This window comes from Amycolatopsis sp. NPDC047767, assembly GCF_040704195.1.
Taxonomy (GTDB): Bacteria; Actinomycetota; Actinomycetes; order Mycobacteriales; family Pseudonocardiaceae; genus Amycolatopsis.
This window is the reverse complement of record NZ_JBEYSJ010000012.1, coordinates 127488-145589: the sequence shown is the minus strand read 5'-3', so window position 1 is coordinate 145589 and position 18102 is coordinate 127488. Positions and strand designations below refer to the sequence as shown.

18 protein-coding genes are annotated in these 18102 nt (G+C 72.4%); 11 read left to right on the top strand and 7 right to left on the bottom strand.

What is annotated here, in order from left to right:
- Nucleotides 1-112: 112 nt before the first annotated feature.
- Together AB0878_RS22600 and AB0878_RS22595 are read right to left on the bottom strand one after the other, a co-directional pair.
- Nucleotides 113-1126 (bottom strand): DUF4097 family beta strand repeat-containing protein, encoded by a 1014-nt coding sequence (locus AB0878_RS22600; RefSeq protein WP_366582217.1) that lies wholly within the window; start codon nt 1124-1126, stop codon nt 113-115.
- Nucleotides 1127-1141: 15 nt separating this feature from the next.
- Nucleotides 1142-1648 (bottom strand): toxin-antitoxin system HicB family antitoxin, encoded by a 507-nt coding sequence (locus tag AB0878_RS22595; protein WP_366582216.1) that lies wholly within the window; start codon nt 1646-1648, stop codon nt 1142-1144.
- A gap of 130 nt (nt 1649-1778) precedes the next feature.
- Between AB0878_RS22595 and thyX the strand changes: the two genes are divergently transcribed.
- The 7 genes from thyX (at nt 1779) to AB0878_RS22560 (ending at nt 10647) form a co-directional block, all read left to right on the top strand.
- The gene (thyX, locus tag AB0878_RS22590; protein ID WP_366582215.1) at nt 1779-2531 is read left to right on the top strand and encodes an FAD-dependent thymidylate synthase; all 753 of its coding nucleotides are present in this window, start codon (nt 1779-1781) and stop codon (nt 2529-2531) included.
- A complete protein-coding gene (locus AB0878_RS22585; RefSeq protein ID WP_366582214.1) occupies nt 2531-2929 on the top strand; it encodes an ACT domain-containing protein in 399 nt (132 codons plus the stop codon). The genes thyX and AB0878_RS22585 overlap by 1 nt, the downstream gene beginning before the upstream one ends.
- A gap of 151 nt (nt 2930-3080) precedes the next feature.
- Nucleotides 3081-4322: an Nramp family divalent metal transporter gene (locus AB0878_RS22580; RefSeq protein WP_366582213.1), complete on the top strand. Its 1242-nt coding sequence runs from the start codon at nt 3081-3083 to the stop codon at nt 4320-4322.
- Between the two features lie 87 nt (nt 4323-4409).
- On the top strand, nt 4410-5897 hold the full coding sequence (locus AB0878_RS22575; protein ID WP_366582212.1) for a serine/threonine-protein kinase: 1488 nt from the start codon (nt 4410-4412) through the stop codon (nt 5895-5897).
- A gap of 103 nt (nt 5898-6000) precedes the next feature.
- Complete coding sequence (gene dapA, locus AB0878_RS22570) at nt 6001-7026, top strand: 4-hydroxy-tetrahydrodipicolinate synthase (RefSeq protein WP_366582211.1); 1026 nt, start codon at nt 6001-6003, stop codon at nt 7024-7026.
- Nucleotides 7023-8720: a ribonuclease J gene (locus AB0878_RS22565; protein WP_366582210.1), complete on the top strand. Its 1698-nt coding sequence runs from the start codon at nt 7023-7025 to the stop codon at nt 8718-8720. The genes dapA and AB0878_RS22565 overlap by 4 nt, the downstream gene beginning before the upstream one ends.
- 361 nt (nt 8721-9081) lie before the next feature.
- On the top strand, nt 9082-10647 hold the full coding sequence (locus tag AB0878_RS22560; protein ID WP_366582209.1) for a substrate-binding domain-containing protein: 1566 nt from the start codon (nt 9082-9084) through the stop codon (nt 10645-10647).
- A gap of 10 nt (nt 10648-10657) precedes the next feature.
- On the opposite strand, the gene AB0878_RS22555 is transcribed toward AB0878_RS22560, so the two are convergent.
- Nucleotides 10658-11230: a TetR/AcrR family transcriptional regulator gene (locus AB0878_RS22555; RefSeq protein ID WP_366582208.1), complete on the bottom strand. Its 573-nt coding sequence runs from the start codon at nt 11228-11230 to the stop codon at nt 10658-10660.
- 97 nt (nt 11231-11327) lie between these two features.
- Between AB0878_RS22555 and AB0878_RS22550 the strand changes: the two genes are divergently transcribed.
- Nucleotides 11328-12068, top strand: a complete 741-nt coding sequence (locus AB0878_RS22550) for an SDR family oxidoreductase (RefSeq protein ID WP_366582207.1) — start codon at nt 11328-11330, stop codon at nt 12066-12068.
- Here the strand turns inward: AB0878_RS22550 and AB0878_RS22545 are convergent.
- From AB0878_RS22545 to AB0878_RS22535, 3 genes are all read right to left on the bottom strand, one after another.
- Complete coding sequence (locus AB0878_RS22545; RefSeq protein ID WP_366582206.1) at nt 12065-13009, bottom strand: DMT family transporter; 945 nt, start codon at nt 13007-13009, stop codon at nt 12065-12067. The two genes, AB0878_RS22550 and AB0878_RS22545, sit on opposite strands and share 4 nt — an antisense overlap.
- Nucleotides 13010-13129: 120 nt before the next feature.
- Complete coding sequence (wrbA, locus tag AB0878_RS22540) at nt 13130-13774, bottom strand: NAD(P)H:quinone oxidoreductase (RefSeq protein ID WP_366582205.1); 645 nt, start codon at nt 13772-13774, stop codon at nt 13130-13132.
- A 29-nt stretch (nt 13775-13803) separates the two neighbouring features.
- The gene (locus AB0878_RS22535) at nt 13804-14643 is read right to left on the bottom strand and encodes a lysophospholipid acyltransferase family protein (RefSeq protein WP_366582204.1); all 840 of its coding nucleotides are present in this window, start codon (nt 14641-14643) and stop codon (nt 13804-13806) included.
- 97 nt (nt 14644-14740) lie between these two features.
- On the opposite strand from AB0878_RS22535, the gene AB0878_RS22530 reads away from it, so the two are divergent.
- Nucleotides 14741-14932 carry a DUF732 domain-containing protein gene (locus AB0878_RS22530; RefSeq protein WP_366582328.1) on the top strand — a complete coding sequence of 64 codons (192 nt, stop codon included), beginning with the start codon at nt 14741-14743 and terminating at the stop codon, nt 14930-14932.
- Between the two features lie 87 nt (nt 14933-15019).
- On the opposite strand, the gene AB0878_RS22525 is transcribed toward AB0878_RS22530, so the two are convergent.
- Nucleotides 15020-15283 (bottom strand): hypothetical protein, encoded by a 264-nt coding sequence (locus AB0878_RS22525; RefSeq protein ID WP_366582336.1) that lies wholly within the window; start codon nt 15281-15283, stop codon nt 15020-15022.
- Between AB0878_RS22525 and AB0878_RS22520 the strand changes: the two genes are divergently transcribed.
- Nucleotides 15255-17585: a DNA translocase FtsK gene (locus AB0878_RS22520; protein ID WP_366582203.1), complete on the top strand. Its 2331-nt coding sequence runs from the start codon at nt 15255-15257 to the stop codon at nt 17583-17585. The genes AB0878_RS22525 and AB0878_RS22520 overlap by 29 nt on opposite strands.
- 47 nt (nt 17586-17632) lie before the next feature.
- Nucleotides 17633-18076, top strand: a complete 444-nt coding sequence (locus AB0878_RS22515; protein WP_366582202.1) for a hypothetical protein — start codon at nt 17633-17635, stop codon at nt 18074-18076.
- The last annotated feature ends 26 nt before the right edge of the window (nt 18077-18102 follow it).

The window sequence follows — 18102 nt, the reverse complement described above, 5'->3', positions numbered from 1 at the left end:
GAGCCGACCCGAGCCGAAATGCCCTGCGGGACAAGGACTTGGCGCCAAGGCCGCTGCGGATACGAAGCGGCGGGCCGGACCGGATGCCTCGGTCCGGCCCGCAGCCTCCCCCTTAGCCGGCCGCGCGGGTCACCACCGCGTTGCCCGTGCCGGTGCGGGCGCGGACGCGCAGGGTGGCGCCCGCTTCGGGCGGCACGTCGGAGACGTCCAGCTCGCTGTGGACGCGGCCCGCGGACGAGGCGAGCTCGACTTCGGCCGCGATGCCGCGGCGGATGCCCACGCGGACTTCGCCGGAGCCGGTGATCAGGTCGACCGTGCCGGAGGCCGCTTCGGCGACGGACAGGTCGCCGCTGCCGGTGCGGGCCATGACTTCGCCCGTGACGGAGCCGAGCCAGACGTTGCCGGTGCCCGTGGCCAGCGTGGCGGAGCCGGAGACGGAGGCCGCCTCCACCGAGCCGCTGCCGGTGCGCAGCTGGAGGCCGGCGGGCGTCGGGCCGAGCTTCACGCGGCCGGTGCCGGTGCGCACGATGGCGGCGCCGTCGGCCTGTTCGAGCGTGACCTCGCCGGAGCCGGTCAGGATGTCGGCGCGCCCGGCGGTGCCGGTGACCGTGACGTCGGCGGCGCCGGCGCGGACCTCCACGTGGGAGCCCTTCGGCGCGTGCACCGTGACCGACACCGGCACGTTCCGCAGCTGCCACGCCTTCGCCGCCCGCACCACGAGCCGGTTGCCGGTCTTCTCGATCCGCGCCTGGCGCACCGCATCGGCCGGCGAAGCGTCCGCGGTCACGCCCAGCTGGTCACCGAAGCGCTCGCCGACCCACGACAGCAGGTTGTTCACCCCGCTGACCCACGGCGGCTGCTCGCCCGCGTCGTGCCGCAGCTCGACCCGGGCGCCGGACTCGCGATCCAGCACCAGTTCCACGCGGCCGATCGTCACGCCGACGTCGAGCTCCAGCGGGCCGTCCGCCTCGAACTCCTGCGCACGCACCAGCGGATCGTCCGAAGTGGACGAACCGAGATCAGCCGAAGCGACCGCCTCCTCCGCCGCACCCGCGACGGCTTCCTCGGCGGCTTCCTGGGCGGCTTCCTGGGCGGCTTTGTCCCAATCGGACTTGTCTTCACTCATCGTCGCTTCCCCCTTCTAGCTCTGGACCCAGCCGTGCAGCTTGGTCTCGGAGCGGCCGCCCTGGTGGTGCCGCTGCTGGTGGTGCTGCGCCTGGCCGAGGGCCCCCTGCACGGCCTGGGCGACGAACGTGTTGAGCGAGACCCCTTGCGCGGCCGCCGCCTGCTCGGCCTGGCTCTTGATCTGCTCCACGAGCCGCAGCGTGATGCGCGAGATGTCCCCGCCGTCGATCGGTGGGGGCGGCGTGCGCGGCTGGTCCGTCCGCGCCGGCTCGCCGGGCTCGGCCGCACCGGTCACGACCACGCGCACGTCGCGGCCGTCGAGCCGGACGTCCACGACCTGGCCCGGCAGGGCGGCGGTCACCTCGGCGGCGAGGTCGGCCAGTGCGTTCATCAACGTCAGCCGGGCCGCGGGTTCGAGTGCGGACGAAAGGAGTGCGGCCGTGCGCCGGGTCTGCTCGTCCCCGGCGGAGGCCGTGTTCGCGAGGTCTTCGCGAAGGTTCGCGATGTACGGCGTCAGGTCCATGACGCCACTATGACGTCACTGGTGACGTCAGTCAAGGAAGCGGTGACATCAAGTGGTGTCACGCCGGTGTCGAACACACAAGCGGTTAGAGTGCGGGCCGGGAGCCGCAAGCGGGAGAGGGAGTGCTGACGTGGTCGAGACCGTGTCGCCCAGAGTGCAGCTGGTCGCGAAAACGGAGTTCTTCCCGCCGGAGGACGTGCCGTGGACGACGGACGCCGACGGGGGACAGGCTCTGGCCGAGTTCGCCGGCCGCGCCTGCTACCAGTCGTGGAAGAAGCCGAACCCGAAGACGGCCACCAACGCCGGGTACCTCGACCACATCATCGAGGTCGGTCACCTTTCCGTGCTGGAGCACGGTTCCGTGAGCTTCTACATCACCGGCATCTCGCGCTCGCTCACCCACGAGCTGATCCGCCACCGCCACTTCTCCTACTCGCAGCTCTCGCAGCGCTACGTCCCCGAGCGCGACGCCGCGTTCGTCGAACCCGACGTGATCGCGAACGACCCCGAGCTGCACGAGAAGTTCCTCAAGGCCGCGCAGGCCAGCGCCGACGCCTACGACGAGCTGCTCGCCGGGCTCGAGGAGAGGTTCGCCGACGCCCCGAACGCCACCCTGCGCCGCAAGCAGGCCCGCCAGGCCGCTCGCTCCGTGCTGCCGAACGCCACCGAGACGCGCATCGTCGTCACCGGCAACTACCGCGCCTGGCGCCACTTCGTGGCCATGCGCGCCACCGAGCACGCCGACGTCGAGATCCGCGCGCTGGCCATCGAATGCCTGCGGGAGCTGCAGAAGGCCGCGGGCAACGTGTTCGCCGACTTCACCATCTCGACCCTGCCCGACGGCACCGAGGTCGCGTCCAGCCCGAAGGTGCTCGAAGGCTGATGAAACGACTCGCGATCGACGTCCGCCCGGGCGATTACTCGGTGGTGCGCCTGCCCGCCGACGCACCGGTGCCCACAGACCTGCTCGACCCGGCCGGGCCCGCGCTCGTGTCCGTGACCCGCACGCCGGAGGAGCTTTCGGTGATCTGCCCGACGGGCCGCGAGCCCTCGGGTGGTGTCGTCGAGCACGGCTGGCGCCTGATGAGCGTGCGCGGCCCGCTGGAGTTCACGCTCACCGGCGTGATCTCGGCGCTCGCGTCCGAGCTCGCCGCCGCCGGCGTCGCGCTGTTCTCACTGTCCACTTTCGACACCGACCACATCCTCGTGCGCGCCGCCGAGCTCGACCGCGCGGTGAAGGCGTTCCGCGACGCCGGCCACGAGGTCGGCCTGCCCGCCTGAAACCGGTCGCGACGGCCCTCCGCCCGCGAGGACGGAGGGCCGTCGTCGTCCGGTACGGCCAACCGGCTGGTGGTAGAGCCCACCCTTGCCCTGGAAAGTTCGGCATGCCTAAACTTCGAGTTGGGACACCCGACAGACGGAGGGCGACGTGATGGCGGTGGCGGAAGCGGTCCGGCCCCGGCGGCTCGCCCGCCTGCGCGCGGGCTCGGCCCTGCTCGGTCCGGCGTTCGTCGCCGCCGTGGCATACGTGGACCCGGGCAACGTCGCGTCGAACATCAGCGCCGGTGCGCGGTTCGGGTACCTGCTGGTGTGGGTGATCGTCGCGGCGAACCTGATGGCCGTGCTGGTGCAGTACCTGTCGGCGAAGCTCGGCCTGGTCACGGGCCGGTCGCTGCCCGAGGCGCTGCGCGAACGGCTGCCCCGCTCGGCGCGGCTGGCGTACTGGGCGCAGGCCGAGGTCGTCGCCGTGGCCACCGACCTCGCGGAGGTCGTCGGCGGCGCCATCGCGCTGAACCTGCTGTTCGACCTTCCGCTCGTGGTCGGCGGCCTGATCACCGGCCTGGTGTCCCTGACGCTGCTCGCGGTGCAGGACCGCGGTGGCCAACGGACGTTCGAACGCGTGGTGACGGGCCTGCTCGCCGTGATCGCGATCGGCTTCCTGGCGAGCCTGTTCGTGGAGCCGCCCTCGGCGTCGGGGATCGCCAGCGGGCTCGTGCCGCGCTTCGACGGCGCCGACAGCGTGCTGATCGCCGCCGCCATGCTCGGCGCCACCGTGATGCCCCACGCGGTCTACCTGCACTCCGGTCTCGTCCGCGACCGCCACGGCACGCCCGCGCCCGAGAAGCGGCGACGCCTGCTTCGCGCGACCCGCTACGACGTCGGTTTCGCAATGCTGCTCGCCGGCGCGGTCAACCTCGGCATGCTGCTGCTCGCCGCCACCAACCTGCAGGGCCTGCCCGGCGTCGACTCGATCGAGGGCGCGCACGGCGCCGTCGCCACCGCGCTCGGCCCGACCGTCGCGCTGCTGTTCGCGATCGGGCTGCTGGCCTCGGGCCTCGCGTCCACGTCGGTGGGCGCCTACGCGGGCGCCATGATCATGCAAGGCTTGCTGCGCAAGAAGTTCCCGATCCTCGTGCGCCGGCTCGTCACGCTCACGCCGGCGATCGTGGTGCTCGCGCTGGGCGCCGACCCGAGCGCCGCGCTGGTGGTGTCGCAGGTGGTGCTGTCGTTCGGCATCCCGTTCGCGCTCGTGCCGCTGATCCGGCTCACGTCCGACGCGGAGCTCATGGGCACCGACGTGAACCGGCGGATCACCACCGTGCTGGCGTGGTGCGTCGCGGCCGTGATCATCACGCTCAACATCGCGCTGATCTACCTCACCGTCACGGGCTGAGCCCCGCAGGGAAACCCGAAGGAACCGGCCTGGGCCCCGCGCGGTCCGACTAGCATTCGCGCGACCCCGAACGAGGAGCCCGGCCCCGTGACCGACGAACAGACGCGCCCGTACGACCCGACCCGCCCGGCGCCCGGGCCGCGGCTCGTCGCCGGCCGCTACCTGCTGCTGGGCGAGCTCGGCCGCGGCGGCATGGGCGTGGTGTGGCGCGCGCAGGACCAGGTGATCGGCCGGCAGGTGGCCATCAAGGAGCTGCGGCTGCCGGACACCGAAGGCCAAGCGGTGTTCTCCGAACGCGTGCTGCGCGAGGTCCGCACCGGCGGGCGGCTCAACGACCCCGCCGTGGTCACGGTCTACGACATCATCACGGACAACGGCACCACGTTCATCGTGATGGAGCTCGTCGAGGCCCCGACGCTGGCCGACCTCGTGCGCCGCCAGGGCCCGATGCCGGCCGCGCACGTCGCGGTGATCGGCGACCGCGTGCTCGCCGCGCTGCAGGCCGCGCACGCCGCCGGGATCGTGCACCGCGACGTGAAGCCCGCCAACATCATGGTCGCGCCCGACGGCCGCGTGAAGCTCACCGACTTCGGCATCGCGCACGCCGTCGACGACCCGCGCCTGACCACGAGCGGCGTGATCGTGGGCTCGCCCGCGTTCATGGCGCCCGAACGCGTCGAGGGCCGCGAGGCCATGCCCGAGTCCGACCTGTGGTCGCTCGGCGCGACGCTGTTCTTCGCCGTGGAGGGCATCGTCGCGTTCGAACGCCCGACCACGGCCGCGACGCTGCACGCGATCATGACCGAGGTCCCCTACCTCACCCGCGGCCAGGGCCCGCTCGCCGCGGCGATCCTGGGGCTGCTCGTGGCCAAGCCGGAGGCCCGGCTCACGGCCCCGCAAGCCCGCAACCTCCTCGCCACCGCGGCCGGCCAGCCGCCCACGCCGCCGTCGGGCAGCACCGCCCCCGTGCTCACCACCGCCCCGGCGGCCGTCGCCGCCGCGCCGAAGCGCTCCCGCCGCGGCTGGTGGCTCGCCGGCGCCGCCGTGCTCACCGTCGCCGCGCTGGCCGGCGGCTTCTTCCTCGGCAAACCCGTGTGGTCACCGAAGACCGACCCGCAGCTGCGGCCCACCGTCACCTTCGGCCCCGACGGCTTCCTCAAGGCGGAGATCGGCACCTACTACCGCTGCTACAACGCGGCGGTTCAGCAGGGCGTGGTGATCAGCGACGACAACAGCACGACCTGCGACAAGCCCCACACCCTCGAGGTCTACGACATCGGCTCGGTGCTGCCCGTCGAGAGCTACGCCGACGACGAGGCGAAGGTCGCCGCCTACCCGGGCCTCGAGTCCGTCAGCCGGCTCGCCGAAGCGCGCTGCGCGGCGTCGTTCCACTCGTCCGCGGTGCCCGAGCAGCAGCGCGCGGGGCTCACCTATCAGGCGATCGTGCCCACGCAGCACGAGTGGGAGCTGGTGCCCACCGAGGACCACCGGGACTACAACCGCGACTTCTACTGCGTGCTGGCGAAGCCCGGCAACGCCCAGATCCCGGCGCAGATCACCACTAAGATCAAGTGACCGGGGCGAGAAGTTCCGCCCCGGGCCCGCTCACCCGGGAAAATCTCCGATCTTCACCAGGTCGGGCCCGGGTTCACCCGTTCGACGAGGTACCGTCAACACCATGTCCACTGCACCGTCCACCCCACCCACTGCCGCGCCCGGACGCCCGTTCGGCCGCGTGCTCACCGCGATGGCCACGCCGTTCGACCGCGATGGCGCGCTGGACCTGAAGCGGGCCCAGGAGCTCGCCGAGCACCTCGTGGAGCTGGGCAACGACGGACTGGTCGTGAACGGCACCACCGGCGAGAGCCCGACCACGAGCGACGAGGAGAAGACGGCGCTGATCCGCGCCGTCGTCGAGGCCGTCGGCGACCGGGCGACCGTGGTGGCGGGTGCCGGCACCAACAACACGGCCCACAGCGTCGAGCAGGCCCGCGCCGCCGCCGAGGCGGGTGCCCACGGCCTGCTCGTGGTCACGCCGTACTACTCGCGGCCCAGCCAGGCCGGCCTGTTCGCGCACTTCACCACGGTCGCGGACGCCACCGAGCTGCCCGTGCTGCTCTACGACATCCCGCCGCGCTCGATCGTGCCCATCGAGGTCGACACGCTGCTGCGGCTGGCCGAGCACCCGCGCATCGCCGCGGTGAAGGACGCCAAGGGCGACCTCATCGCCGGCTCCGAGGTGATCGCCAACACGCACCTGGCCTACTACTCGGGCGACGACGGCCTGAACCTGCCGTGGATCGCGGTCGGCGGCGTCGGCGTCGTCAGCGTCATCGGCCACGTGGTGGCCGGGCGGATCCGCGCGATGATCGACGCGTACGAGAACGGCGACACCTCCACCGCCCGCACCAACCACCGCGCCATGCTGCCGGTGATGCGCGCGATGTCGCGCGTCGGCGGGGTCGCGTTCGCCAAGGCGTCGCTGCGGCTGCGCGGGTTCGACATCGGCGACCCGCGGCTGCCCGTCGTGCCCGCCACGGAGGAGCAAAGTGCCCTGATCGCCGCCGATCTCGCCCAGGGCGGCGTGCCGCTGGGCGACAGCGCGGCCCAGGACTGGCATGGTGCACGGGTGGCACAAGCGGATTCCCAGGCGGCCTACGTCGCCCCCACCTCACACACCAGCGTTGGGACCTTGCCCCGGTGAGCTCACTTCCCCCCGGACCCGGACCCACGAACCTCCCGCCCGCCCTTCCCGAAGGCGCCCTGCGCGTCGTCGCGCTGGGCGGCATCGGCGAGGTCGGACGCAACATGACCGTCTTCGAGTACGACGGCAGGCTCCTGATCGTCGACTGCGGCGTCCTCTTCCCCGAGGACGACCAGCCGGGCGTCGACCTGATCCTGCCCGACTTCCGCGCGATCGAGGAGCGGCTCGACGACGTCGACGGCCTCGTGCTCACCCACGGGCACGAGGACCACATCGGCGCCGTCCCGTTCCTCTTGCGGCTGCGGCCCGACCTGCCGATCTACGGCTCGCGCTTCACCAACGCGCTGCTCGCGGCCAAGGCCAAGGAGCACCGCCAGCGGCCGAACCTCATCGAGGTGCGCGAAGGCGAGCGGCGCAAGGTCGGCGCGTTCGACCTCGAGTTCTTCGCCGTGAACCACTCGATCCCGGACGCGCTCGCGGTCGCCATCCGCACGCCCGCCGGGGTCGTGCTGCACACCGGCGACATCAAGCTCGACCAGCTGCCGCTCGACGGGCGCCTCACCGACCTCGCGGGCTTCTCGCGCCTGGGCGACGAGGGCGTGGACCTGTTCTGCGTCGACTCGACCAACGCCGAGGTGCCCGGGTTCGTCATGCCCGAGCGCGACATCGGCCCGGTGCTCGACGACGTGATCCGCCGGGTCGACCAGCGCGTGATCGTCGCGTGCTTCGCGAGCCATGTGCACCGCGTGCAGCAGGTGCTCGACGCCGCCGTGCGGCACGGCCGCCGGGTCGCGTTCGTGGGCCGCTCGATGGTCCGCAACATGGGCATCGCCGCCGAGCTGAAGCTGCTCGAGGTGCCGGACGGCCTGCTCGTGGACCTCGACCAGGCGAGCACGCTGCCCGAGAGCAAGGTCCTGTTCGTCTCGACCGGTTCACAGGGCGAGCCGCTCTCGGCGCTCTCGCGCATGGCGCGCGGCGAGCACCGGCAGATCTCGATCCGCGCGGGCGACACCGTCGTGCTCGCCAGCTCGATGATCCCGGGCAACGAGACCGCCGTGTTCGGCGTGGTCAACGGCCTCACGCGGCTCGGCGCCAACGTCGTGCACCAGGGCAACGCGAAGGTCCACGTGTCCGGCCACGCGTCGGCCGGCGAGCTGCTCTACCTGTACAACGCCGTCCGCCCGAGCAACGTGATGCCGGTGCACGGCGAGTGGAAGCACCTGCGCGCCAACGGCGAGCTGGCCATCCGCACGGGCGTGTCGCCGGAGAACGTGGTGATCGCCGAGGACGGTGTGGTCGTGGACCTCGTCGACGGCAAGGCTTCGCGGACCGGCCGCGTCGAGGTGGGCCACGTGTACGTGGACGGCCTGTCGGTGGGCGACGTCGGCGAGTCGACGCTGTCCGACCGGCTGGTGCTGGGCGAGGGCGGCTTCATCTCGATCAGCGTCGCGGTCGACTCCAGCACGGGCCGCGCGGTCAGCAGCCCGACGGTCTCGGGGCGCGGGTTCTCCGACGACCCGAAGGCGCTCGACAGCGTGGTGCCGCTCGTGGAGATGGAGCTGGCGCGCACGGAGGCCGAGGGCATCACCGACACCCACCGCATCGCGCAGGCGGTGCGCCGGGTCGTCGGCCGCTGGGTCGCCGACACCTACCGGCGCCGGCCGATGATCGTGCCGACGGTCATCCCGGTCTGAGTTCTTCGCGTCGCCGGCCGCCGCCGCTCTCCCTTGGCCGGGGGAGCGGCGGCGGCTTTTTTTCAGCGCGGCCGGCCGGTTTTTTCAGCGGGTGATGGCGGCGATCAGCAGTGCGAAGGCGACGACGGCGCCCTGGCGGGCGAGTGCGTTGCGGGCCCGGCGCTGCTCGGACTTGGTCGGTGTGGTCACGGCTGCCCCCGTTTCTCGTGGTCGGTCCATGGTCGCTCGTGCGGCGGCCCGGCACATCCCGCGTGAGGCGGGTCCTGGCTCCCCCTCAGGTACGAGTCCCGCTTTACGCCGTTCGTCCTACGGCGGCGGGCCGCGGCGGCGTTAACCTGCGTTGAGCAGGAGGGACGCGCCGATGGGGCGTCATTCGAGCGTGCGGGCACGAAGCCGGCTGCTGGCGCCGCTGGCTGTTTCCGTGCTGCTCGTGCTCGGTGGCTCGGTGTGGGCCGCGGCCACGCTGGAGAGCCGGTGCGCGAAGGGGCACGTGCTGGTGTCGGCGTCGCCCGACGTCGCCCCGGTGCTTTCCCAAGTGGCGCAGGGACTTTCGGCGTCTTGCCGGTCGTACGAGATCCGCCCGCGCGACACCGCGCAGGCCGTCGCCGAGTTCGGCGCGCCCGGAGGGGAGCGGGCGCAGGTCTGGGTGCCGGACTCGACGATCGCGTTGCAGCGGGCCCGGCAGCTCGGCGCGACGGACGTGCCGGAGTCGGGACCGTCGGTGGCGAGCTCCCCGGTCGTGCTGGCCGTGGCGGAAGACACCGCGCGCGGGCTCGGCTGGCCGGAGCGCACGCTGACCTGGACCGACGTCGTCGACGCGCCGGGCGCCGTGCTCACCACGCCGGACCCGGCCCGCGACCCGGTGGGCACCTCGGCGCTGGTCGGGCTGCGCGACGTGGTGGGTTCGGCGCCGGACCCGGCGGGGGCGTTCGCGGCGGTGCTGCGGCGGTTCGCCGTCGGCGGCGGGGGAGGGACGGCGTATCCGGCTTCGGAGAGCTCCGTGGTGCAGCACAACGCCGCTTCGGGGGCTTCGCCGCTGGTGGCGGTGTATTCGGCCGGTGCGCCCGCGCTGGACTACCCGTTCGCGCGGCTAAGCGGCGCCGGGGCCGAGCAGAGCGCGGCCATCGACGCATTGCAGCAGGCGGTGCTGGGCAGTGCGGGCACGGCGGCCCTCGCCCGGGCCGGCCTCCGCGTACCCGGGCAGGCCCTGGCCGGGCACGCCGACGACCCGCACGTGCAGGCAGCCGGGCAGCGCAGCGCGCCCGTGCCGTCGGGTGCCGATCTCAAGGTGCTGCTGACCCAGTGGGCGGGCGTGAACCTCGACGCGCGGGTGGAGGTGCTGCTGGACGTCTCGGGTTCGATGGAGGCGCGCGTGCAGGGCACGAACTTGAACCGCATGCAGGTGACCGTGGCCGCCGCCGAGCAGGCGCTGCACCTGTTCCGGCCTTCCACGCAGCTGCGGATCTGGGAGTTCGCCACGAGACTCGACGGGGCGAAGGACTACCGAGAGGTGCTGCCGCTCGCGCCGGTCGCCCAGCACCTCACGCCGGACGACCTCGCGAAGCTCACCGCGGTGCGCGCCGTCCCGAAGGCGGGTACCGGCCTGTACGACACCGTGCTCGACCTGTACGGGGTTGCTCGGCGCGACTGGCAGCCCGGCGTGCTCAACGTCGTGATCGTGATGACCGACGGCCGCAACGAGGACACGTCCGGCATCTCCCGTGAGGCGTTCCTGGCCGGCCTCACCCGCCTCGCCGACCCGGCGCACCCCCTGCCGGTGATCGCGATCGGCATCGGCGCGGACGCCGACGAGAGCGAACTGTCCGCCATCACCGCGGTCACCGGCGGCGGTGCGTACGTGACGCGTGACCCGACGAAGATCGGCGACGTGTTCTACGGGGCGCTGGCCCAGCTCGTGGCGCGCTAGCGGTATTCGGCTAGGCCGGTTCTTTCGGCGGGCGCAGCCCGTCGACCACGACCGTGACGGCCGTCGTGGCCCGCGGCTCCCACTCCGCCTCGGGGATCCGCGACAGCGCGCCCAGAAGCAGGATTACGTCGGCGGCATCGACCCCGTCGCGCACCTGACCGGCGGCCTGCCCGCGCTCCAGCAGCGTGCCGAGCGCTTCGTCGAGCCGGTGGTGCTGGCCGGAGTACAGGTCGTGCCACGCCGAGGCCTCGATCGCCGCCATGACGCCGCGTTTGACCCGCGCGTACTCGACCAGCCGGTGCAGCCAGTGGGTCAGAGCCAGCAGCGGCGGGTGCTCGGCCAGCAGCGGCGGCACGGCGTCGACGAGCTGGGTCAGCTCGTGGCGGTACACCTCGGCCAGCAGGTGCTCGCGGGTGGGGAAGTGCCGGTAGAGCGTGCCCTGGCCGACGCCCGCGGCTTTCGCGACCCCGTGGAGCTTGAGGTCGTCGATCGCCCCGTTGGACCTGCTCAGCTCGGCCCGCGCCGCCTCGACGATGCGGTCCCGGTTGGCCACCGCGTCGGACCGCAGCTCACGGCTCGCCACCGGCGTCACCTCGCTTCCCGTTCGACTAAGTGGACAACTGTCCGGTACGGTGGGAACCGTAATCGGACAGTTGTCAGTTTAGAGCGGAGAGGTCGAGATGAGCACGTTGGAGGGCAAGGTCGTCGCCATCACCGGCGCGAGCAGCGGGATCGGGGAGGCGACGGCGCGGGAGCTGGCCTCCCGCGGTGCGGCCGTCGTGCTGGGCGCGCGGCGCACCGATCGGCTGGCCGCGGTCGTGACGCGGATCCGGGCCGCGGGCGGGCGCGCGGAGATGCTGGACGTCGACGTGACGAAGCGGGCCGATCTCGAACGGCTGGTGGCGGCCGCCGTGGACCGGTTCGGCCGGCTCGACGTGCTGGTGGCCAACGCGGGTGTCGCACGGATCGCCCCGGTGGGCGACCTCGACGTGGACAGCTGGGACGCGATGATCGACGTCAACCTGCGCGGGGTCCTGCACGGCATCGCCGCCGCGCTGCCGGTGTTCCGGGAGCAGGACAGCGGGCACCTCGTGACGACCGTGTCGACGTCGGGGCTCAAGATCGTGCCGGCGCAGGCGGTGTACGCGGGGACCAAGAACGCCGTTCGCACGTTGCTGGAGGCGCTGCGCCAGGAGTCGACCGACGGGGTGCTGCGCACGACGTCGATCTCGCCGGGGTTTGTCCGCACGGAGCTCGTCGACTACGTGGCGGACCCCGCGCAGCGCGCTCAGGCCCAGGAGGCCATGGCGGCGCTCGGCATCGCTCCGGAGGCCGTCGCGCGCGCCATCGCGTTCGCGATCGAGCAGCCGGACGACGTCGAGATCGGCGACCTGACCATCCGGCCCGCGCGGCAGGGTTAGGTCACGCCTTTCGAAAACCGTTGCACCACATACGCTCCGCCGAGCAGGATCGCCGCGCCGAGCGCCTGGGGCCACGCCAGGGCCTCGCCGAGCAGGGCCCACGCGAAGGCCGTCGCCGTGACGGGTTCGAGGAGGCCGAGCACGCTGGCGACCGAAGCGGGCAGGTGGCGCAGGGCTGTGATGCCGAGCAGGTAGGACAGCACGGTCGAAAGCAGCACCAGCAACGTCAGCAGCAGCCAGATCGGTGGCGTCCAAGGGCCGAACTCCACGGCGTGGTCGAGCAGCGACCACGGGATCGTCCACGGTGGACTGACCACGGACACGACCACGGCGCCGACGACCATGCCCCACGTGACCAGGCCGAGGGGATCGCGGTCGGCGACCGCGCGTTCGCCGATGAGGAAGTAGCCGGCGGAGCACACCGCGGCGCCCAGCCCGGCGAGGAGGCCGATCGCGTCGAGCGTGAGGCCCTGCCAGACCTGGCCGACGAGCGCGAGACCGACGATGGCGAGCGCGATCCCGGCCCACATGGCGCGCGGCAGGTGCGTGCGGCGGACCACGCGCACCCACAGCGCGATCAGCACGGGGGAGAGGAACTCGAGCAGGATCGCGATGCCCACGGGCACGCGGTCGGCGGCGATGAAGTAGGCGAGCTGCGTGCCGGTGACGCCGAGCAGGCCGTACGCGAGCAGCATCGGCCATTCACCGCGGCGGACCTTGAGCGTGTGCGGCGCGAGGGCCGCCGTGCCGGCGAGCAGCAGCAGGCCCGCGAAGCCGATGCGGAACGTCGCGACCTGCTCCGGTGTCATCCCGGCGGCCATCGCGGGTTTGCCGAGCGTGCCGGACGTGCTGAAGAACAGCGCGGCGAGCAGCACGAACGCCACCCCGCGGCCACGGTGCGCGGCGCGGGGTGGCGTGACGACGGGCAGTTCGGTGGTCACGGTCGTCGACAGTACGACTTTCGCGTCACCACCGAAACCGATTTAGCGGTTATCGTCCGACTTACCAATCCGGCCAAAAGTAGGCCGACCCCCACGCGGCGCGTAACCATCACTACGAAGTCATCCGGCCGTAACTGTGGTCGGATTGGTAATGATCGGCGCAGTCAGTCCGGTGGCGACGTGGGTGGTGATCGTCGCGAGACGCTTGCCCTGCCGGGTCAGTGCGCCGAGCGCCAGGTCGTCGGGCGCGGCGGACTTGCGCGAGACGAAGGAGCCGCCGTAGGGGTTGCCCGACTCCTTCAGGTGCGGGTCGCCGTAGCCGAGCGGCACGACGATGGCGCCCCAGTGGTAGAAGATGTTGTTGGTGGCCAGCACGGTCGCCTCGAGGCCGCCGTGCGCGGTCGACGCCGTGGTGAACGACGTCGCGACCTTGTCGGCCAGCTTTCCCTGCGCCCACAGGCCACCGGTGCTGTCCAAAAAGGACTTCAGCTGGGCCGCGGGCCCGCCGAAGCGCGTGGGGCTGCCCACGGCGAGGCCGTCGGCCCACTCGAGGTCGGCCAGGGTGGCGTACTCGTGGTGCGGCCCGGAGTCGACCCACGCCTGCCAGCGGGGGTTGCTCGCGACGGCCTCGGGCGGCGCGGTCTCGCGCACGGTCCGGACCCGGACTTCGGCACCGGTCTCCCGGGCGCCCTCGGCCAGCGCGGAGGCGAGGGCGGCGGTGTTGCCGGTGGCGCTGTAGTAAACGACGAGGATGCGTGTGCTCACGCCCCGCGACTCTAGGCGAAAGCGCGGGTTCAGGACTGTGGTGTCCGAGGGGTGGGCGGCCCCGGCTTCCAGGGGCTCACGGTGTCCGTCGGCCGCGTCGGGTCGTTGAACCGCGGCCGCACCGGCTCGTCACGGCGCAACGGCACGAGGCCGTCGGTGATCGCCTGCATGATCTTCGCGTGCGCCCGCACCCCGGCGCCCGGCCGCTCCGGCTCGACGTCCGACAGGTCCACCGGCGCCCCGAAGTGCACCTTGAACCGCGGCCGCCGCAGCGGCGCGCTCAGGCCGGATCGCGCGAGCGGCACCAGATCCGCAGGCCCGTTCACGGTCTCGGTGCCCCAGTACACCGCCTCGTGCGCGCCCCACTGGCTGATCGGGATCACCGGCACCCCCGCGGCCAGCGCCAGGCGCGCCGCCCCCGTCTTGCCGCGCTCCGGCCACAGGCCCGGGTCGTGGCTGATCCGGCCCTCCGGGTAGACGATGATCGGCTCCCGCGTGGTCTTGAGCTCCGCCACGGCCTCGGCGAACTGCCCGATGGCCGTCGCCGCGTGCTTGCGGTCGACCCGCAGGTGCCCGCTCACCCGCAACGCCGGCCCGATCACCGGCGCGTCCAGGATGCCCCCGGCCAGCATGAACCGCGGGTTGATGCCGATCCGCTTGCACGCCGCCATCAGCACGAACGCGTCGAACACGCCGATGTGGTTCGCCGCCATCAGCAACGGCCGCCCCCGCAGCTGGCGCGGCACCGCTCCCGACACCGTCAGGCGGCCCACGAGGTTGACCAGCCCACGGTCGATGTTGAGCATCGTCCGCCAGATCGCCGGAGCACGGCGCGGGGCCGGGAAGTCGTCCTGTTGCAGCGCGAACATGGGCAGAGTTTGTCATGGGGTGGATCTCGGACCGTCGGGGTGGTTGACCACGTGACCTCGGCTCCGTGACGAACCGGCGCGCACCCGCGCTGGTTCGATCGACCCCGGCCTCGTCACCAACGAGGCCCGCGCCGTCGTGCACGCGCACGACCTCTGCGACGACCTTGCGCGAGGCAAGGACCACGCGGCCGTGCCGGCGAGCGCGACCTGGTACTTCACCGGCGCCGACGGGTCGGTCGACCAGGCGAAGGCCGAGCAGATCGTCGCGGCCGCCGGATCGCTCTGCTGAGCGGAACCCGCCAGGTCGGCGGGGACATCCGAGACGATTGTTTCCCCTGCGCTGAGAGTGGCGCATGTGACTATCGGTCCCGGGCCGTTACCGTGGAGGCATGTCTGGGTCGGCGACGAGGAAGCGGAGCACGGCGGGAAGCGGCGGGAAGGCACCGGCGCGTGGTTCGCGCACGCCGGCGAAGCCGCGGTCGTCCGGGGGTTCCGGGGCGCGTTCGTCGGGCTCGGGCGGGTCACGTGCCTCCGGGTCGCGGCCGAGGAGCACCGCCCGCAAGCCCGCGCCGCGGCGGGGGAAGGCGAAGTCCGGTGCGTTCGGGCGCGGGGTGCGCGGCACGTGGAACCTGGTGGCCAAGGGCGTCGGCTCGCTGGCCCGCACGGTCGGGCGCACGCGGGAGCTGGAGCCGGAACACCGCCGCGACGGGCTGGCGCTGGGGCTGATCGCGCTGGCGATCGTCGCGGCCGTGGGCGTGTGGTGGCGGGCCGCGGGGCCGATCGGCGCGGCCGTGGAGGTCGCGACGCGCACGGTGCTGGGCGCGGGCGCGGTGACGTTGCCGCTGGTCCTGGTCGTGGTGGCGGTCGCGTTGATGCGGTCGGAGCCGAACCCTGAGACGCGCCCGCGGATGGTGATCGGCACGGTGCTGGTCGTGCTGTCCGTGCTGGGGATGCTGCACATCTTCACGGCCCTGCCCGAAACCAACGAGGGCCGCATGTACGCCGGCGGCATCGTCGGGCTGTTCTCCGGCGGCCTGCTGACCAAGGGCGTCACCACGTGGGTCGCCGTGCCGTTGCTGATCCTGGCGCTGCTGTTCGGCGTGCTGGTGTTCACCGGTACGCCCGTGCGCGAGATCCCGCACCGCCTGCGCACGTGGGGCCTCGACGAGGACGAGCTGGCCGACCTCGAGGGCGAGGGCGCGGAACCCGAGACCGACGAGGTCGTCGAGGCCGACCCGAAGGCCGTGCGGCTGCGCAAGCCGTCGCGCCGGCGCCAGAGCAGCGCCGACCCCGAGGGCGAGCAGCTCGACCTCGACGCGATGCTCGCCGAGCCGCCGACGCCGGTGCGCCCGCCGAAGCCGAAGCCCGCCGAAGAGGTGCCGGAGAAGAAGCCGAAAAAGGCGGCGGAGCCGCCGATGGCGATGACCCGGACCGTCGAGGGCGACTACCAGCTGCCGTCACCCGACCTGCTGAAGCTCGGCGACGCGCCGAAGTCCCGCAGCAAGGCCAACGACGCCATGATCGAGGCGATCACCGGCGTGCTGGACCAGTTCAGCATCGACGCCCAGGTCACCGGCTTCACCCGCGGGCCCACGGTCACGCGCTACGAGGTCGAGCTCGGCCCGGGCGTGAAGGTCGAGAAGATCACGGCGCTCACGAAGAACATCGCGTACGCCGTGGCCACGGACAACGTCCGCCTGCTCGCGCCCATCCCCGGCAAGTCGGCCGTCGGCATCGAGGTGCCGAACTCCGACCGCGAGATGGTGCGCCTGGGCGACGTGCTGCGCGCGCCGTCCACGGTCAAGGACAACCACCCGATGGTGATCGGGCTCGGCAAGGACATCGAGGGCCACTTCGTCACGGCGAACCTCACGAAGATGCCCCACCTGCTGGTGGCGGGATCGACCGGTTCCGGTAAGTCGAGCTTCGTCAACTCGATGCTGGTGTCGCTGCTCGCCCGCGCGACACCCGACGAGTGCCGCATGATCCTCATCGACCCGAAGATGGTCGAGCTCACGCCGTACGAGGGCATCCCGCACCTGATCACGCCCATCATCACCCAGCCGAAGAAGGCCGCCGCGGCGCTGGCCTGGCTGGTGGAGGAGATGGAGCAGCGCTACCAGGACATGCAGGTCAACAAGGTCCGGCACATCGACGACTACAACCGCAAGGTGCGCTCGGGCGAGATCACCGCGCCGCCGGGCAGCGAGCGCGAGTACCGGCCGTACCCGTACATCATGGCGATCGTCGACGAGCTGGCCGACCTCATGATGACCGCGCCGCGCGACGTGGAAGACGCGATCGTGCGCATCACGCAGAAGGCGCGCGCCGCGGGCATCCACCTGGTGCTGGCCACGCAGCGGCCCTCGGTCGACGTCGTGACCGGCCTGATCAAGACCAACGTGCCCTCGCGGCTGGCGTTCGCCACGTCGTCGCTCACCGACTCGCGGGTCATCCTCGACCAGCCGGGCGCCGAGAAGCTCATCGGCATGGGCGACGCCCTGTACCTGCCGATGGGCGCGGGCAAGCCGGTGCGCATCCAGGGCGCGTTCGTGGGCGACGAGGAGATCGCGGCCGTCGTCGCGTTCGCCAAGGACCAGGCCCAGCCCGACTACACCGACGGCGTCACGGCCGCCAAGGCGGGCGAGAAGAAGGAAATCGACCCCGACATCGGCGACGACCTCGACGTGCTGCTCCAGGCGGCCGAGCTCATCGTCACGTCGCAGTTCGGCTCCACCTCGATGCTCCAGCGCAAGCTCCGCGTCGGCTTCGCCAAGGCCGGCCGCCTCATGGACCTCCTCGAAAGCCGCGGCGTGGTCGGCCCCTCGGAAGGCTCGAAGGCCCGCGACGTCCTCATCAAGCCGGAAGAACTGGAGGGCGTCCTCTTCATGATCCGCGGCGGCGACGCCCCGGCGGGCGGCTCGGACGACGAGGACTTCTGATCGGGTCCTCGTGCAACCGGGACCGGTGATCCTTCCGTCCTGATCACATGGACGCGCACAAGCTCGCTCTGGCCATCGGGACTGTCGCCGTGCTCGCGGTGGGCGCGGGGGGTTCGGTGGCGCTCGCGCACACGCTCGACGGGGCGGCGCCGCTGCCGCAGCCGGCCGCGGTGGTGGGGACCGTGCCGGCGGAGGCCGGCCGGGACGTGACGCTCGGGGTGGGCCAGGAGGCGCAGCTGGGCACCAAGGACCTGACCGTGCGCTACACCCGCCTGGTCGACGACTCGCGGTGCCCGGCGAACGTCACGTGCGTGTGGCCCGGTGACGCGGTCGTGGCCGTGACGCTGAGCCAGCCGGGGCGCGGGGAGCAGACGGCGGCGCAGCTGCACACCGGCCGGCGCGGGCCGCACGAGCTGACGTACGCGGCGGCTCACGTCGAGCTCGTCGACGTGAGCCGGGCGGGCGAGCGGATCACGCTGCGGGTGAGCTGATCACCCGGGCGACCTGCCCTTCGGCT